General features: G+C 40.0%; 15 protein-coding genes and 1 pseudogene. 4 read left to right on the top strand and 12 right to left on the bottom strand.

All coding sequences use genetic code 11. The annotated features are described in order from the left end of the window. Positions 1–35: 35 nt before the first annotated feature. The 7 genes from MKY19_RS03645 to MKY19_RS03615 all read right to left on the bottom strand — a co-directional run bounded on the left by MKY19_RS03645 (position 36) and on the right by MKY19_RS03615 (position 7,564). Positions 36–422 (bottom strand): VOC family protein, encoded by a 387-nt coding sequence (locus MKY19_RS03645; protein ID WP_339804141.1) that lies wholly within the window; start codon positions 420–422, stop codon positions 36–38. A 147-nt stretch (positions 423–569) separates the two neighbouring features. Beyond that, positions 570–863: a hypothetical protein gene (locus MKY19_RS03640; protein ID WP_042184881.1), complete on the bottom strand. Its 294-nt coding sequence runs from the start codon at positions 861–863 to the stop codon at positions 570–572. Positions 864–1,156: 293 nt separating this feature from the next. Further along, positions 1,157–2,434, bottom strand: a complete 1,278-nt coding sequence (locus MKY19_RS03635; protein ID WP_339800410.1) for a GHKL domain-containing protein — start codon at positions 2,432–2,434, stop codon at positions 1,157–1,159. Beyond that, positions 2,431–3,159 carry a LytTR family DNA-binding domain-containing protein gene (locus tag MKY19_RS03630; RefSeq protein ID WP_339800407.1) on the bottom strand — a complete coding sequence of 243 codons (729 nt, stop codon included), beginning with the start codon at positions 3,157–3,159 and terminating at the stop codon, positions 2,431–2,433. The genes MKY19_RS03635 and MKY19_RS03630 overlap by 4 nt, the downstream gene beginning before the upstream one ends. Positions 3,160–3,288: 129 nt before the next feature. After that, the gene (locus MKY19_RS03625) at positions 3,289–4,194 is read right to left on the bottom strand and encodes a GNAT family N-acetyltransferase (protein WP_339800404.1); all 906 of its coding nucleotides are present in this window, start codon (positions 4,192–4,194) and stop codon (positions 3,289–3,291) included. Between the two features lie 175 nt (positions 4,195–4,369). Next, positions 4,370–6,532 carry a 1,3-beta-galactosyl-N-acetylhexosamine phosphorylase gene (gene gnpA / locus MKY19_RS03620; RefSeq protein ID WP_339800401.1) on the bottom strand — a complete coding sequence of 721 codons (2,163 nt, stop codon included), beginning with the start codon at positions 6,530–6,532 and terminating at the stop codon, positions 4,370–4,372. 12 nt (positions 6,533–6,544) lie between these two features. After that, positions 6,545–7,564: a glycoside hydrolase family 88 protein gene (locus tag MKY19_RS03615; RefSeq protein ID WP_339800398.1), complete on the bottom strand. Its 1,020-nt coding sequence runs from the start codon at positions 7,562–7,564 to the stop codon at positions 6,545–6,547. Between the two features lie 421 nt (positions 7,565–7,985). On the opposite strand from MKY19_RS03615, the gene MKY19_RS03610 reads away from it, so the two are divergent. Next, positions 7,986–8,927: an AraC family transcriptional regulator gene (locus MKY19_RS03610; RefSeq protein WP_339800396.1), complete on the top strand. Its 942-nt coding sequence runs from the start codon at positions 7,986–7,988 to the stop codon at positions 8,925–8,927. 16 nt (positions 8,928–8,943) lie between these two features. On the opposite strand, the gene MKY19_RS03605 is transcribed toward MKY19_RS03610, so the two are convergent. The 3 genes and pseudogenes from MKY19_RS03605 to MKY19_RS03595 all read right to left on the bottom strand — a co-directional run bounded on the left by MKY19_RS03605 (position 8,944) and on the right by MKY19_RS03595 (position 12,400). Then, positions 8,944–9,666 carry an MBL fold metallo-hydrolase gene (locus tag MKY19_RS03605; protein WP_339800394.1) on the bottom strand — a complete coding sequence of 241 codons (723 nt, stop codon included), beginning with the start codon at positions 9,664–9,666 and terminating at the stop codon, positions 8,944–8,946. Positions 9,667–9,872: 206 nt separating this feature from the next. After that, complete coding sequence (locus MKY19_RS03600) at positions 9,873–11,789, bottom strand: hypothetical protein (protein ID WP_339800391.1); 1,917 nt, start codon at positions 11,787–11,789, stop codon at positions 9,873–9,875. Between the two features lie 324 nt (positions 11,790–12,113). Next, positions 12,114–12,400, bottom strand: a pseudogene (locus MKY19_RS03595) (helix-turn-helix domain-containing protein). A gap of 219 nt (positions 12,401–12,619) precedes the next feature. Between MKY19_RS03595 and MKY19_RS03590 the strand changes: the two are divergent. Further along, positions 12,620–12,916, top strand: coding sequence for an NAD(P)H-dependent oxidoreductase (locus tag MKY19_RS03590; protein WP_339800388.1), 297 nt, complete (start codon positions 12,620–12,622; stop codon positions 12,914–12,916). 62 nt (positions 12,917–12,978) lie between these two features. Here the strand turns inward: MKY19_RS03590 and MKY19_RS03585 are convergent, their stop codons facing one another. Then, a complete protein-coding gene (locus MKY19_RS03585; protein WP_339800383.1) occupies positions 12,979–14,145 on the bottom strand; it encodes a DUF4317 domain-containing protein in 1,167 nt (388 codons plus the stop codon). Positions 14,146–14,455: 310 nt separating this feature from the next. Further along, entirely contained in the window at positions 14,456–15,577 is a 1,122-nt protein-coding gene (locus tag MKY19_RS03580; RefSeq protein WP_339800381.1) for an FAD-binding oxidoreductase, read from the bottom strand. Between the two features lie 169 nt (positions 15,578–15,746). Here MKY19_RS03580 and MKY19_RS03575 point away from each other — a divergent pair, with 169 nt between their 5' ends. Both MKY19_RS03575 and MKY19_RS03570 read left to right on the top strand, forming a co-directional pair. Further along, a complete protein-coding gene (locus MKY19_RS03575; RefSeq protein ID WP_339800378.1) occupies positions 15,747–16,934 on the top strand; it encodes an ABC transporter permease in 1,188 nt (395 codons plus the stop codon). Positions 16,935–16,980: 46 nt separating this feature from the next. After that, positions 16,981–17,520, top strand: a complete 540-nt coding sequence (locus MKY19_RS03570) for a helix-turn-helix transcriptional regulator (RefSeq protein WP_339800375.1) — start codon at positions 16,981–16,983, stop codon at positions 17,518–17,520. Positions 17,521–17,596 lie beyond the last annotated feature (76 nt).

The following is a 17,596-nucleotide window of genomic DNA, read 5'->3' as shown; positions in this document are numbered from 1 at the left end:
GCAATTCTTCCTTTCGGGTGATTGTATATATCCAATTATTCTTGTGGAATGCCAGCTACGATCTCAAGCAAATTGCCTTCTGGGTCAGCCACAACAGCTTCACGCAACCCATAGGGCTGTGAAATAGGTTCTTTTATAGGAGTTGCACCTGCCTTCACCAGACGCTCAAATTCCTTGTCGACCTCTTCAGGTGAGGGAACGCCAAATGAGACTTCCATTGTCCCATTCAACCCATTGGGATAACCTAGTCCTGAAATACTCAGCGCATCCCGCTGACACAAATTAAAAAATACACCACTCTTTAGCTGAACCCCGGTAAATACGCCACCATCCCATTCTATAGCCATGTTCATGACATCCCGATAGAATGTGGCCATCTTTTCCATGTCTTTTACAATCAAAGTTACAGCACCGATTTCCATTAAATCCACCCAATCTTCTAAATTATTCCTTTTATGATCGTAGACATAGTAACATAGGCGGTAAAATATTGAAATGAATTATAACAATAATAAAAAGCTCTGTAGAAACTCTACAGAGCACTGTCAGCTTAAATCTAACTTCTCTACTTATGTCACTGAATAAAATGCTAATCCGATACTTGAAAAGATAAGCAACAGTATGGTAATAAAAACCGCAGATCCTATATACTTATTCTTTCTAGACTTACCCGTAATTGATATTCCTCTTTTTCCAATAAGAGAATATAAAATGAATCCCAATATGGGAGTGGTCGCAATCATTAAGAATACCCAAATCCAAGGATTTATTCCTCGATACAAACAATCATTGTAGAGCCATAGACATGATAACGTTATAGTCAATAAAGCAAATACAACCACTAATACAACTAATGGAATCATAACGTTCTCCCTCCTTTCCTATTTGATTTAGAATTCACATGTCCCAAAAAAGAAATGGATACAGTTTGCATAACGAAAGCCCGCGCAATGGCGACTCTTTGCTCCCCCCTATTTCACTTTTCTTTTGTACTTTGGAATATTCATGCCCTTGATAACCTACATTGAAATCATAAACCAATATTTTTTTTGTTTTTTGATGCTCGTTGTAATCCGCACAATACTCGTTGTAATCTGCAAAATAAAAAGGCGATTTCTCATTCGATTTTTGAATGGAAAGTCGCCTTTTTGTTGTCTTACGGAATTGGTAGAACTACGATTGAATTAAAATAGCCCTCATCGTACGAAAAGTCTAAGTATCCTTTTAACTTTTTGACTCGTTCATTGATGCTGCTGATTCCAATGCCGTACCTATTTTTCCCTTTTTCAGAAATTAATCGCCCATAGGAGAAATCCACATTCACATGATTCGACGAATTTACAATGATTATGAATAATTTATCCTCACTAAACTTTATGTTGATTTCAATTTCCTTTTTTATTTCTTCTGTTAATCTAAGCACTGCTTCTACTGCATTATCTAAAAGATTCCCTAATATGGCCGCTAGGTCAATGGTATGTTCTATAAATAAGTCATGAGGAACTTGGAGGTCTAAAGTGCATTCTATATTATACTTTTTGGTTTGTTCTAGCTTACTATTAAGAATGGCATCGATGGGTATACACCCGGTTAATAATCTATATGAGAATACATTGGTTTTCAATAACTCCTGTAGCTCCTCTTTTACCTCGTCTGTTTTTTTCCTCTCCAATCCATAGGCTATATTTAATAAAATATTTTTCAGATCATGTTTTAGCTTAGACATTTCCCTTTGATTCTCTAAGCTCTCTTCGTAATATTTATTTTGTGTCTCCATTATGGAGTACTTATGTATAAGAAAATTTTTCCCTTCTAAACTATTGTAAATCAGCATAATGCACACATTCACAATTAACAAAAAAACACATGGAACGAATTGATTGATATCTTTATACTGAAAAACCCAATATATACTCATTAAAGATAGACAAGGCACAATACTTAATAACAAACATTCCTTATTACTTAATCCGATCTCATTATCAGATCTAAAATAGAGTAACAGCTTTGCCGACAACATCACAATTAACAACGATAAAAAGTTTGCACTAAAATATACGACTAGCATAATGAATAACTGGCCTTCAAATTTTTGATCATAATTATATGTAATAATAGACAACGCCAAGTCTGCAAGTGTAGTGATCAGCGTAAAAAAGATAATGTGATAGATCCTTTGAGCCATTGATCCGTAGAACGAATACAGTATACAGATACTCAAAAGAACAACAAATAAAAACAACTTAACCATAGAGTTTGTATCACTAGACAATAATTTTATTACTCCCATAGCGAGAAATGTTAAGGAATAAAATTTATACTTTGAAATTCTGAGGTTAAGGAATCCATTGAAATAAATAGAAATAGATGTTACCTGAACAAGCGTATAGAGAATAGCTAGAACTGCAATGCTAATAACCTCAATATTTCTCAATAGCCAATCCTCCTTTTTATGAAGTTGTTATAAGCATCTTTAACTACCTTTCTCTGACCTCTACTAATTGCGAAATTTTCTTTATTGGTGAGAATAATATCGGTTCCCGAAACAATATGTACATAATTTAGATTCAAAATGGTGCCTTGATTTACTTTTATAAAGGACAAGGGATCAAGCATTTCTTCAATCTCTTTTATCGTGCCATAAAATGAAAACTCGTCATCAACGGTTACAACATGTATAATCCTACCTTTCTCAGATGAAATGAATAGAATCGTCTCACTTTTGATTTGATAGTTAAGATTTTGAGTTTTGAAGAATAAGTACTGGTTATTCCTTCTAACCTCATCGATGGCGTGGAGTAATATTTTGCTTATATGTTCGTCTTGAATAGGTTTAAGTATGTATCGAAAAGGTGAAACTTCAAAGCTTTCCATGGTGTAATTGTCATAGCTGGTAACGTAAATGATAATCATATTTTTATCTATTTTTCTAATTTCCCTAGCGACTTCGATTCCATTTAAAAATTCCATTTCAATATCTAAGAATAATATTTGATACTCTTCGTTTCTAGCTTTTAAAGCATTCAACAATGATTTTCCGGATTCGTAAATGTCTATATCTAGCTCAACGTTTTGATACTTACCTGCACTATCCATAATAATCTTCTCTAACTTGGAACTATGTAATTGCTCGTCGTCACAAATGCAGATTCTAATCATTCCTCTAAACTCCCTTTTTAAATAAACATATTATTTTGAAAATAATACCTTATTAGTAATAATTCAATAAAGAAGATCAGTAGTCCTTGTAAATAAAAAAGACGACCGAAGTCGTCTAGTAAATGCTTATTAATCGATTTCATAGCCAACGGTAAATCTTGAACCGCACAACTCATACCCGATCTGAGTGTATAGCCTAATAGCTTTCTTATTATCACCGTGCGTGCCCAAAGTGGCGGTTGTTTTTCCCTGCTGTTTTAGATAGTTCAGAGCGGTGCAGATGATGTTACGAGCGACACCTTTTTTCTGCCATTCAGGAATGACGAATACATTCTCCGTTGCACTCCTCTCGTCCGTGATTCTCCAGGTTGAGGTGTTGCCGATCAATTGATCGCCATGAAACGCGCAGAAATTAACGATTTCGGGAGATCCCTGCATCCACCCCAAATGGTTCAGACTCCACGCCACACCGTCAAAGGCTGCGAGTTCAGCATGACGATATTGTTCCTGAGCTTCACTATTGTTCAGTGCAGTTGGCTTCACCAGAACCCCTTCTGGTAAAGGATACTTAGGAATCTCCCTACTCAAGTCAAATTTAAACACGACAATCGTATCGCAAATCGTAAATCCACGCGCTAGACAGAAGCTCAACTCTTCGAGATCATCTGTGTCGAGATATTGAGCCATGATAATGCGCTTCTCTTGATACCCAGCTTTAATTTCTCTGGCCCGTCCGATTAATGCTTCAATCAGTGCAGCTTTGATACCTTCATCCTCGGCATTCTCTGCAAATATAATTTCGTAATTAAGATATCGTTTGAAGTTTGGGTCTTCATCATGTCCAACCGCATGAAAAGTATCATGCTCCATCAGATGAGCAACGGCCAGAACCTCTCCGTCGCCACTCACTGCACAGAACATATTCCGCTTATCCAGATCTCCATGATACAGATATAGCATTTTTAGAACAAAATCCATGCTTTCAATTTGCTCCGCATCTTCATCCTTCGGATTTCGGCTTACAAAGTCCCTCATGAATAAACATCGTCTCCAATCTTTTATGGCGCTGCAAATCATTTCTTAGTTAAATAATGGATGAGGCAGGCCATGCTCAGCAAGGGAGAGTTTAGTTATAGTCATTGTTGCGAGGGATATTGTGAACATAAGCATCGGCAGGATAGCCACAGCTTGAGCTTTTTATTCAATCTTACTAGTCACCAATAGTTCTAATAATCGTGTCATACGGATCTAATTCCAGGGTTTGTTGTCCATATTCCGTATGAATCGTAGTGCTTTGAAGCTGATCGCTATTGTTAATGACCACGAGTATTTTGCTTTCCGGATAATAAGCACACTCTGTATATAAGTTGTCCGTAATGTACTTGGTCTCCGTGAACTCATTACCCGCAAAACGAATCAAATTCAGCAGCAATCTTGTATTCTCAAAGCTGAAGGTGAAAGAAGGCAGATAGATCCCCTTTCCTTTACCGAAAGCATGGGTGGACAGTGTTATTAGACCATCCGTTTCATTCACAACCGCTGCTGCTCCATCGGTAAGATAAATGTTATTTTTGGGTGTTATGCTAGCCCCAATAGGCACTAAACCAAGCTCATCCTTCACTTCATATGTCCATTTTCCATGCGCTACTCTGGAGCCTGTATCCTCATCTACACCAAGCAAATGTGCCATTCTGAAAAAGCTGTCATACCCTTCAAGCGCTGAAGGCTGATTCACGCCTATAAAAGTACCACCTTCAAACACCCACTTTGTCAGTAAGTCCACACACTTGTTGTCCCTCCAGCGTTCTCCACCACTCCATGCTGAACCAGCCGATCCGGCATTGATCACTACATCACAATCTTTTAAAATTCCCTGACGGATATCCTCAAAATCAATGAACTGTACTTCAATCGGCAATCCGGATAAAGCCTCGTTGATATGAATCAAATCATGCATATACGTTTCATGGAAATGCCCGGACAAAGTCCACGATCTCCATTTGCCCCAAGCGTGCAGAATGGCCACCTTCGTCTTAATGTGATACGGTTTGCCTTTATGATGCAGCTCTTTAATTTCTCTGAATTCACCCGCAATCTTTTCGATGTAATCACAAAAATCCGGATAAGGCTCTACAAGATGCAAATATCCACCCAATCCAATTCGATCTATAGGCTCTCTGAGCAGAGCACGCCGAATATTGATCCAATATTTTTTGGCATCTAGTGTAGGGTTCCCTCCCTCCATAAAGGTAGGAAGACCACCTAAACCAACCGGAAACAAGTAGGGATGCAGCCGAATCTCATGGGTATCTACTTTTACACCTGAACACATTCTTGCCTCGAACCCTGAGAACACACATTTAATCATCCCGTCGAAGCCAAACTCCTCGAAACGATCATTGTAAGGCTCCATGCCAACCCAACTGTCATCATAGAAGACATATGCCAGCTTGTCGTACCCATGCACAATATCAATTAATTTCTTACTAAATTCGATGACAAAATCATTGATAAATGCCATCCAGTCCAGCTTGCGCTGCTGCGGCGGGATATGACTGACACGATATTTTCCACCATTCACAAAATCCTCGGCCGTGAGCGAATACCCATATTTTTGAGCAAACAGATCAAGCGCTCTTGAGCTTACCGTAAAATCATATGAACCCCAGTCCGAGAACAAATGGCGATTGCGCTCATTGCTGCCCCAGATCCAGGCGAAATTATAAAATAGGGACGTAAACCGAACCACCGTTGTTTCCTTATGCTTACGGCACCAATCTTCAATCCAATGGAGCAAATACTTTTGCGTTTCAACATAGATGGGATCAATCTGCATTAAATGTTCTTTTTCCCAGTGATTCGTGGTGTGATTGTACATGGAGATCTCTTCCCAAATCCGGTAGACCATGAAGCTGACCGTATATTTATGCCAAGGCGCAATTCCAGTAATGACTACATTTCCTGATTCCCGTTCATAATTCCACTGTTCTTTTGGAACCTCTTCACCAGTAGTTCGGTCAAAAACCTGCCAGTACTTAAACGCCTCTTTGGAATCATTTACTCGGAATTGCTCAGCGAAAAAGTCCTCCATCAAATAGATGGATAAATAATCTTCGACCGCTACCTTCGGATTAGTAATTAAAAAGCTTTGCTGTAGCTTATCAGGGTTTTGAGATGCCCATTCATTATGATCTCTGATGATACAGATTGTAGAATAAATGCCGTATCCTGCGTTGATAATCTCATCGGACAACTGTGTACCGTCACTGTCACGGATGACATCGGCACCCCACCGTTCAGCTAACTCTAAGGTCAGTGCCTCATAACCGGATTCGCCCGGTAGTGTAAAGGCCCCCGTTGTTTGCTTGGACAACTTGGATCCCTCCTATTTGAGCATATCGGACAGAAACGAGAGTGCTAAGCCTTGGCCCCAGCCTTGAATCCAGTCTTTTGGAATATTGCGATAGCCTTCCCGGTCTTTCATAACCGCTGTTCCACCCGATACACCCAGTACTCGTCCATCCTCGCTGATATTGCTTAGAACACCCTTCAGGGCCTTTTGCACATACTTGGTATGCAGCGGGTTGCCGTTATTGATCATTGCAGCCGCTATCCCGCAAGAGGCAGATACTTCTTCATAAGATTCTTCGTCATCAAGCACTGTCCGCCACAAGCCGTTCTCCGTTTGCACAAGCTTGAGTGCCGCCAATTGATCGCGCAGCGAACACTCCACGTCCATACACGCCGGATACAAATACCATTCTTTCAAAAGCTTTTTGACTTGCGACATGGTATATGCGCCCCAAGCATTTGCTCTGCCCCAATATAGTCCGGACATATGATCCTGCTTCACATTATTGTAGCCATGGTACCAGAGGCCGCTGCTAGGGTCTTGCAGGTATTTGATATGCCAGTAATATTGATTCAGGGCATCCTGGATCATTTCCTGATCGTTTAATTTACTTCCAACACGGAGCAGAAAAAACGCCGCCATAAACAATGTATCTGCCCATGCCTGCTCTGGAAAATCATTCGAAATAGAAACGGTATGCTGCAGCACATGATCTCCGAATCTGAGCGCATGGTTCTGCAGATAATCCACCTTGCTCATTACAATATCCCAATATTTCTGATTGCCTGTTTCTTCATACAAGGTGATCAGCATATGCCCCATGGCACAGGTGTTTACCGTCCAGTCCGGCAGGCCCAGCTCAATATATTCATCTGCCCACTGGACAAGCATATCCAAATACTCTTTATTACCTGTCGTTTTATAAGCTCTGGATACCCCATAATAAGCCACACCACAAGGCCAGTCCCATGTTAAATCCATCGTCATTGTTTTTCTAACGACTTTGTCGATAACGCTTAGAATCTCTTCTCTGTCATAAGTTAATTGAAGCATCTTGATTCTCCTCTCTTTCGCACACGCCCCCATTGGCGCTGAGAGCTGTCCGTCCTATGTAAACGCTTTACTAACTCTATTGTAAGGAGTAAAATGGTCTGATTCTAAGCATATTCATAACTAAATTGTGCAATTTCAACCATTAACTAGTGGTTCTTATATTTCGGGATTGGCCGTGACTACAGAGAATGTTTGGACTTCCGGCCGCTGTTGTCTGCAGATTTCTTGATTTTATACCGCTCTTCGCGGTGGAAATCTGCAGACAAAGGCGGACGCTAACGCTCCTACAGTTCCAAACTTCTCCTCCGCCACTTTTTTCCTAAATTGTATAATATCAAGTTCTCTTTATATAGTTGAATTTGATATAACGTTAACCTATAATCTACTCAACCTACGTAATAAGAATGGGAGTATTGAGAATATGCCCAGAAAAAAGAAACCCGTCATCGAATATCGCCACTACAGCTTGCCGATAAACTTCCCTATTCTACTGTTAAGCGGTGAACGTTGGAAGATTTCCGATATTAAAAGTGAGCATCTCCATTTCCATAACCATTTAGAGATTGGCATTTGTCATTCGGATAGCGGCATCATGGAGATCAAAGGTGAATCCGTACCCTTTAAAGCCGGAGATGTGACCTTCATCCCTAGGTATCTGCCTCATACCACGTATAGTTCGCCAAATGAGGCCAGTCTTTGGTCTTATATCTTTTTCTCGCCAGAGGAGCTCTTTCAGCATTCATTCAAAAGCGCTTATAGTGACTTCGAGCCAAATTTGTGGGCGATCAAGGGAAAGAATTGTATTTTGAACAAGGAGGAACATCCCAAGGTTTATACCCTTGCGACATCGATTGTAGAGGAATTGAAGCACAAAAATCCTTACTATCAGGAAAGTGCTTACGGCTTACTATTATCCCTTTATATAGAACTGCTTAGAATTCATTCGCGGAATGAACCCTTAGTAGAGCAAGAAACAGAGCATAACCTGAAAGGAGATTTTGTCATCTCTCCGGTTCTGGAATACATCACTAAAAACTACATGATGCCGATTACCATCAATGACCTAGCTGATCTGTGCCATCTAAGCACCACTCATTTTCGCAGAAAATTCCATGAGATCATGGGGACTGCACCTCTCGATTTCCTAAACAGCACCCGCATTGAAGAGGCCTGCAAGCAGTTAAAAAGCACGGATGCTTCCATCCTCTCCATCTCTGAACAAGTCGGTTTTCAGTCTATTTCCAGCTTCAACCGATGTTTCTCCAAGCTTATGGGCGAATCTCCCAAACAATGGCGTAAAGCCGCACATTCCGAAACCCAATCTGCAAAAGCATCTATATTGGAGTTTACGGGGTGGGTATAGGGAAAGGGAGTCCCTGTTACTTCACTTCACAAAATCTACTTAACACATGAATGATTTGCTCCTTGCTCATAGGGGCGTCGTGCCCTGGGATATACGTAGTGAATGAAAGATTTTTTAAAAACTCAACATATTCCTTCATTTTTATGGGATCAATTTTACCTTCTCCATGATAATAATCTCCACTATGTGCATCACCTGCAAATAAAACCTCTGCTTCTTTAACATATACAACACAAGAGTCGGCTTCATGCGGCCCTCCTACCTTGAGGATTTGGCAAGTGATGCCCCCTAAATCCAATGTTAAAGAATCCTCGAAAATAATCGATCCTGTGCTGACCGAAATCTTATCGAACGTATCATATTCTTTGTTCATACAGTTATAGGCGAATTCTATTTCTTCTTTTGTCTCTAAACGTTTTATAACGGACTCTTCATCCCATTTCCACGCTTTCAATCGTTTTAGTACCTCATTCGTTGCTGAAGATACTATGGTTTCCCCTTCAAAGGCATGCATGCCAAAGGTATGATCCCAATGCCAGTGCGTAATCAAAGCATATTTGGGACGAGGTAGATTGTGATCATCCAAACCCTTTATAAAGGCATCAAAATGCGATTTTGAATTTCCACAATCAATCATAATTGAAAAGTTCTCACCTACAACATATCCCAAAACAGGTCTGTCTGTTTCTCTAACATTTTCTAAATAATAAATCGATTCATTTATTTTTTTTAGTTCCATAAGATTGTTTTCTCTCCTTTAGATCAACGTGTTATTTTGTAATTTAATAATGGATCCGCAAGACTTTTTGAGCAAGGGAGAGTTTAGTTTTAGGCGTTCTCACCAAGAGCACAAGTCAATCCAACTCCAAAAAAAGAGAGTCGCCCGGTAGCCACTTTTTTATGGCTACTAGGAGACTCCCTCACAATTAGGTTTTTGCTATAAGGTTATTTCGAATTCTTCATAGTTGTCGAACGAACTTGGAATGCTCCGTTTTTGTAAGCAAGAACAGAGGTTTCTACGCCTTTAATTACGGAAGTAGCTTCACCACGAATCGTTTTTGTTGCAACAATCTCATAGACTCCGTTTTTATCTACATCAGAAGCCTTCATTGTATTGTAGAGCGAACGTTTGCCATTCACTTTCACGTATTCGTTTAGAAGAACTTTAACACCACTGTCTTTGAAGGATACTACGTAAGCATTGGTGCTACCGCTGTTACCGCCAGAGTATACAGTAATCATGACATCTTGAGATTTATCACCATTGAAATCGCCAACGAAGTTGATCTTTGGTTGGTAACCCGAGAAGTCTTTGATATTACTGTTGATCACTTTTTTAGTCTTACCTTCTAGAACGACGATGTTGATATCTGTAACCAGACCACCATTAGCGGCATCCTTGTTACCAATCAGTAAAACATTATCCGAAACACCATTACCAGTTACATCAACTTGTTGTTTCGCTAGCAAAATCGTTTTTGCTGTTGTTGTAATCCCCTTAAGCTCAAAGCGTTTGCCAACGGTGAAATCACTTGTTGTAGTTGATGGTGTAGTCACTGGCTTGCTATCGGATTTAATGGTTTCTGTACCCACAACCTTGAAAGCACCGTCTTTAAAAGTAAACGTTGTTTTTTCCTCACCTAGAACTATAGCTTCAGCGTCACCGCGAATTTTTCTAGTTCCCACCAGATCATATACACCATCTTTATTAAGATCCACTTGCTCTAAAGTGTTGAAAAATGCTGGTTTACCATCCACAACAGGTTTTACACTCAAAAGCGGTTGTACCTTATCACCTGTGAAAGACAATATGTAAGCATCTGTCGTACCATTGTTACCACCGGAGAATGCTGTAAACATTACATCATTTGCTTTGTCCCCGTTAAAATCACCAATCCATTGAATTTCTGGTTTGTAGCCATCGAAACCGCTGATTTTTGCATCTTTCAATGTGTTTGTTTTGCCATCTACAACAACCAGGTTGATGTTGCTTACATAACCAAGCTCATCTGCTTTGTCACCGATCAGATAGATTTTATCTTGGACACCGTCTTTATTAACATCGTTAACTTGTTTTCTGATAAGAACAGTCTTATCTGTTGTGTTAACACCTTGCAATGCGAAAGGTTGGCCAACAGTCAGTTCACCAAGTGCAGGTTGTTTGAAGGGGTCTTCTTTAGTAGTTTCTGTTTTGCTAACTTGGAATTCGCCGTTTTTGTACGCAAACCATACTTTTTCATAGCCTGTTACCACTGAAGTAGCTTCACCATGGAGGATTCTGATTCCAAGCAGTTCGTTCACGCCATCATTTTCCACATCGACTGCTTCTAATGTTCTGAATAATGCCCGTTCGCCTTTCACCTTCAAATCCCCGCCCAGAATAATAGAAGGGGTATCATTCTTGAAAGTTACGATTCTAGCATTGGTAGAACCTTGGTTGCCACCGGAGTACGCAGTAATCATCACATCAAGTGCATGGTCATTATTGAAATCACTCACATAGCTGATTTTCGCGTTCGAACCACCAAAGTCTTTAATCCCTGCGTTTAACACTTTGTTTGTTTTGCCGTTTACAACGATGAGATTAATGTTGTCGAAGTCAGGAGATTCATTTTTGTCGCCGATGAGATATAAAGTGTCTTTCACGCCATCCAAATCAAGATCAACCGTTCTTGTTGCTATCAATACTGTATTGGCGTTCGTTTTAACACCAGCTAGTGTAAATTTTTGTCCAACTTGATTAGCGGATGTTGCTACGGTTGAACTGGTTGGCGTTGTGACAGGATTGGCCATTGCTTGAGATGAGAAAGATGCGACTGCTGCTACACATAATGCAACGGATAATGTTTTCTTTATTTTCATTGTGTTACCTCCGATGGTCTTTTAAGGTTGGTGTCGATTACAGACTTATTATAGTCCTGCAAACCTAGGACAGTGTTACGGTAAGGTAACATTATCCTATTGAAATAAAACAATAAATAAATAAAATATCCATATCAGAGGAACTTCAAGCACTAAATAATGCCAATTTCTTTTGGGGATAGCGGTCGCAAACTCAATAGAAACGCTTTCATCGGCTATACTATGGGATTTGAGCTACCCTACTTTTTTTTAATAGTTTGATAACAATTCTGTAAAATCAGTTTGATCCAATTAAAGTACAAACCTATTCGACGGCTATAACAGTTACAACTCCTCCGACAAGACGATCTCTTCTCCTTGTTCTTGTCTGATTCTAATATTTTCTTTTCCCCAAGAACACATAACGTCAACGATCTTATTGGCTGTAACCCCATATTCCGTCAGGCTATATTCAACTTTTGGCGGCATCTGCTGGATCAGGACCTTTTGTGAGATGCCCTGAATATTGCGCTGCAATTCACACCGGACATCAATAAGCAGATGATCAAAGCTTTCCACTTTCCACCGATGATTTCTAGTGTTGCCTCTATCCCTAGATTATATTGTTTCATAGAATAACAACTCGTTCATACAGATCTAATTAAATTACCCAAAACTTCATTTTTTCATATATTATTTCGTGAGTCTAGTACGTACTTCAAAGTAACCATCTTACTTTATTGTGTGTATTTTCTTTTTTAAAACCTGCAAGATAATGATGATATTCATAAAAATAAGGCACAGCATTTTGAAGAAATACGCTTAATATAGGCCTGGAATGGAGATTCATTATGAAAACACTGGTGATTGTGGCACATCCCAACCTTGAGAATTCGAGGGTCAATCAACGCTGGAAAGAAGAGCTACTGCAATATCCAAACGATATTACCATTCATGAGATTTATAAAGAGTATCCTGACTGGAATATTGATGTTCCTAGAGAGCAAAATCTAATGGAAGCCTATGACCATGTGATCTTTCAATTCCCTTTGTATTGGTATAGTTATCCGCCATTTCAAGCGAGCGATGAAGAAATTAATACTAGTGCAAAAGAATATATCCACTATATCTTTAAGTACCATATTTGATACAAAAAGGGCTATCCCAAGTCTTGATCAAAGACTTTAAGGATAGCCCGCTATTAAAAAATCTAAAGCGTTTCTGTAGTGAGTGTAAATCCTTCGATCACAGCATCTTCGTCAACCTCAATCAAAATGCAGCGTCTACCTTGATAATTCACTTGCTTCACATATTTCAAATCCTGTGGACTGACCGAAATCGTAGCTACCTTTGTTTCGATCTTTATCGATTTTGTAGTGAATTTCGGCATCACACTACTTGCCTTCATTTCATAGTGCTTATCGTCTACGATGGTTTCAAACGCACGTTCCACTTTTTCCATCGTCACGTCTTCAACGCCGCTTACCTTCAGCACACGTTCTACATCTCTATAGTCAAGTTTAGGAGGTTCTTCTTCATCTTGATTAGTTTCAATGACCTGGTGGATTTCCTCGTACAGCTGAGCAATGGTGGTCGCGTCAAGTTGATCGCCCGCCACTTCCTTCACGATATCTTCGAAAATAGCTCTCTCTTCCAGTGCCGTCACGGATCTTTCAGCGTTCAAGACCTGCTCGATGAAATGCGGATCTGGAAAATTCGATTTTCCCGTACAATACAGAATGCGGTTCACATCGGAATAATTATCCGTCACGCTTGGGTAAAAGAAGCCCTGCTCCGGCGTACTTAACTTGACGATCGGATCTACAATGACGTTGTACTTGAATTCCCTTTCCACATAATCAAATAAGAGAGCTTTCCGTTGCTTCTCCGTGGAATTCACGCTGCATAGAATAAACGGATGCGCGAACATTTCGTTTTTCTCACTTTCCTCGGCTTCATCGTTTCTATCCTTGGTCGGGCGGTAATACTGTCCGCGAACAAAAGTGATCACCGTATCCCGTTCATAATGAGTATCCGCCATCATTCTGTCCACCAACAGCAGCATCAGGTCCTGCCATTCATCTGGATCCCCTGTCACCAAAGCTTGGTGAAGCATCACCTGCGCTGGTTCCTCCGCTTCCGCCTGAAACTTCAACTCGAACAATTTCTGATCCAGTTCGCCGGTCAAGAGCTTTTTGAAATTGCCCATATACAGCTCCTGCTTCTCTCTATCCACCATTCCAAACGGCAGGCGCTCCCAATGATAGATCTCGTTACTTTCCTTCATAATATACACGTTGAGAATATCGTAAATATTCATTAAATCGTGATCCAGCTTAAATTGCTTGCGTATATGCGCGACTTCTTTCTTTATCATGATTCGTTAGACAACTCCTAGGAAGATAAATTGGTCTTTTCAGTATAAAGGATAAAAAAAACCTTCGCTATACTAGTTGAACTTAAGATTTTTCTATTAAGGTAAGTTCGTGACTCCGGTGAATGTTTGGACTTCCGGCCGCTGTTGTCACCAGATTTCTCGATTATTACCATGTTTCATGGTTGAAATCCGGTGACAAAGGCGGACACTACGTTCCTACAGTTCCAAATTTCCCCTCCATCACTTTTCCTTTTTAGAATGTTTTTAGTTCAACTTATATAGAAGGTTTTTTTATACGTGCTCGTTGTAATTAATTTATCGCATGCTCTAATGCATAGTCTTCAAGCGGAATATCTACCTGTTGATCCATGGCTAGCTTGGCTAGCTGCTCACCAAGAAAGGGTCCCATCGTTAATCCGGATGAACCTAGTCCATTAGCAACAATTAGTTTATTCCATCCTTGAACCCTGCCCAACACGGGCAGAAAATCTGCTGTAAATGGACGGAACCCTACTCTTATCTCATTTAGGCTACAATCCGCAAGACCGGAAGCCGTTTGAAGACCTTTATTTAATATTTCTTGCATTCCTCCTGCGGTTACAGCAGTATCATAACCTACTACATCATTTTCGTGAGTAGCACCTACCACGATATTTTGATCCGCAAATGCAAGGATATATTGATCTGTAGGCGGCATTACCACAGGCCATTGCTCTGTACTCGCTTGTTGAGCAAGCTTCAAGTGCATAATTTGAGCCTTCTGATAACGCACCTGGAGCATGATCCCAAGCGGATGTAGCAAAGCGTTAGACCAGGCCCCTGCACACACAATGACTTCATCCGCTGTGAATGTCTGTTTTCCTACGCTAACCCCTTTAATTTCATGATCATCATGCTCAAGAATAGCATCTCCCTCAATCATCTGCGCACCGTTACGCTGTGCCGCCCTTAGCAAAGCATCACGTAATTCACGTCCATCCACTCTTGCTGCACCCGATACATGCAGCGCATGATAACCTTCCGACAATAATGGAAACTTCTCTTGTGCTTCAAGATCCGTCAACATCGTAAGCTCACCTATTTCAGGGGCGTCCTCTCTGCGCAGTTCCGCTCTTTCTTTCATCGCGAGTAACTTTTTCAAATCCTCATGAATACATATCGCTCCAACTTTTGCGTATCCAGTCTCGGTTTCTCCAGCCTCTTCCAACTCTTGAATAAGTGCCGGATAAAAGCTTGCTCCCGCCTTAGCAAGACGATACCATGCTTTGTTTCTGCGTTGAGACAACCATGGACAAATAATCCCTGCTGCTGCATCCGTTGCTTGTCCAACATCCTTACGATCTATAATGATGACCTCAGCACCTAACTTACTTAGCTGATAAGCTGCTGAAGCCCCTAATATCCCTGCACCAATTACAATAACCTTGTTCATGTCCGAAGTCCCTTCAGTTATTCATTTTTTTAATCATTCACTACTTATCCATTGTATCTTAAATTTGACATTTATAATGAATTATCGTACTATAAACCTCACTCAGTTAAAAGTACTTTAATTAGAGTACTAAAATAAAAGTGTCATTCAGAAGAAAGAAGGTATACAGTTGAAGTTTTCACAGTTTTTGAAGTCCAAAGGAGCCATTGGTTCTATTTTTATGGGTGTGTTCTATGCCATTGCGATGCTTGGTATTTTCTTACCAGGGTATACAGCACTTCCAGGGAACATGGATGATTTAAAAATTGCTATCGTCAACGATGATGCAGGTAAATATGGGGCTCAGATTTCGAGTCAGTTTTCGGAGAGCTTACCCTTCAAAACGATAAAAACCGATGTATCGAATAAAAAGGCGATGGATGAATTAGAGCATAATAAGTTAGCTCTAGTTGTCCATATTCCAGAAGAATTTTCCGCCAACGTTCAAAGCGGTAAGGTATCCGCAAGTATTGATTTCACAGTCAACGAAGCCTCTGCCACCATGGTATCTTCAGCCATGTCTTCCGTTGTAGGAGAAATTAACAAACAATTAAGCGCGAACTTCTCAGAGCAAACCGCAAAAGGTGTGTTAATGAACTTTAACGTACCAGAAGAACAAGCCACCGCAATGGCTACACAAATTGAGAATAGTTATGTCGGGAATTATGTTGTCATCAATGATGTTCCGGACGGCATGCACAACAACATGCTACCTATGTTCTTAACTATGGCTGGTTATGTTGGGGCAATGATTGCCTCCATGCAATTAGTTGCTTCTTTTAAAGCGAACCGCGGGAAAGCAAGCAAGACAAAACTGTTTATGTTCGTTCAATTAACAGCTTTATTAATCGCTGTATTATCAACAGTCGTTGCTTTAGCCATTGCATTCTCTATTGCAGATGTAGACCTATCCTTACTGTTACCAGTTGCTGCTCAGCAAATTCTAATGTATATGGCTGCATTTAACGTGTGTGCGATTATGGTCTTCCTAGTTGGCGAAGGCGGTATGGTCTTAAATATTCCAATCCTGCTCATGCAAACCATCGCCAATGGTGCTACCATGCCTCGTGATATGATGTATACACCATACGATTGGTTCGGCCGCATTACACCGATGTATTATTCTGTACAAGCTTATTTGGCACAAATGTTTGGTTCCATCAGTCCAGCACCCTTCTTATGGGGATTAGCAGGCGTATTTGCCGGGGCTATGATGATTAACATTGTAATCGTCCGGTTTGTTCATAAACCTGTACCTCTGACTAAAGAAACTATACTGCCCGTTGAAGTTAAAAATACAGCTGAAATAACCGCCTAGGTTTGGTAAGATAGAGTTTAGCCAACAATTAGGAGTGGGTTCTGTGATGTCAATTCAAATTTATATCTTAAGTAAGTTAATGGATGAAAATAATTATCCTTATAAATTAAAAAAAGAACTATCCACCCCTATTCCATTTGATAAATTGCTCAATCTATCTGAAAGCAAACTATATTATCACTTTGAATCTCTTTCGAAACAGGGCTTAGTTGAACAGGTAGAGATTATAAAAGAAGAACATCGCCCAGACAAACAGGTGTTTTCCATTACCGATAAAGGGCGCAAGCAGCTCCCGCTCAAAATTTATAAGGTAATAGAAGATGCAGAATCTATTTCAGATATGATTGTCGCTCTTGTGAATCTTCGTTTTGTAGAGACTGATAAAGTGATCCCGATTATCGAGAAGAAAATTGAACAGTCACTTATAAAAAAAGATCAATTAAATCAAATTTACCATCAAATAGATGTAGTTAGCTCCACTCGTGAAGTCGTAGATTTCATGGAAAGCTACTACGTTTCTCAACTTGAGCAATCTATACACTGGTGGAAAGTTCTTTTAGAAAAGCTGAAAACGAAAACGATATAAAAAAGAATGCCTTGGATTATAGCATAATCAAGGCATTCTTTTTTTATATCCAGCACCAATCGCAAAGCTTTTTTCA

It is taken from the genome of Paenibacillus sp. FSL R5-0744 (assembly GCF_037972555.1).
Classification (GTDB): domain Bacteria; phylum Bacillota; class Bacilli; order Paenibacillales; family Paenibacillaceae; genus Paenibacillus_AQ.
Note: the sequence above shows the minus strand (reverse complement) of the source record. Positions and strands in the feature narration are given on the sequence as shown.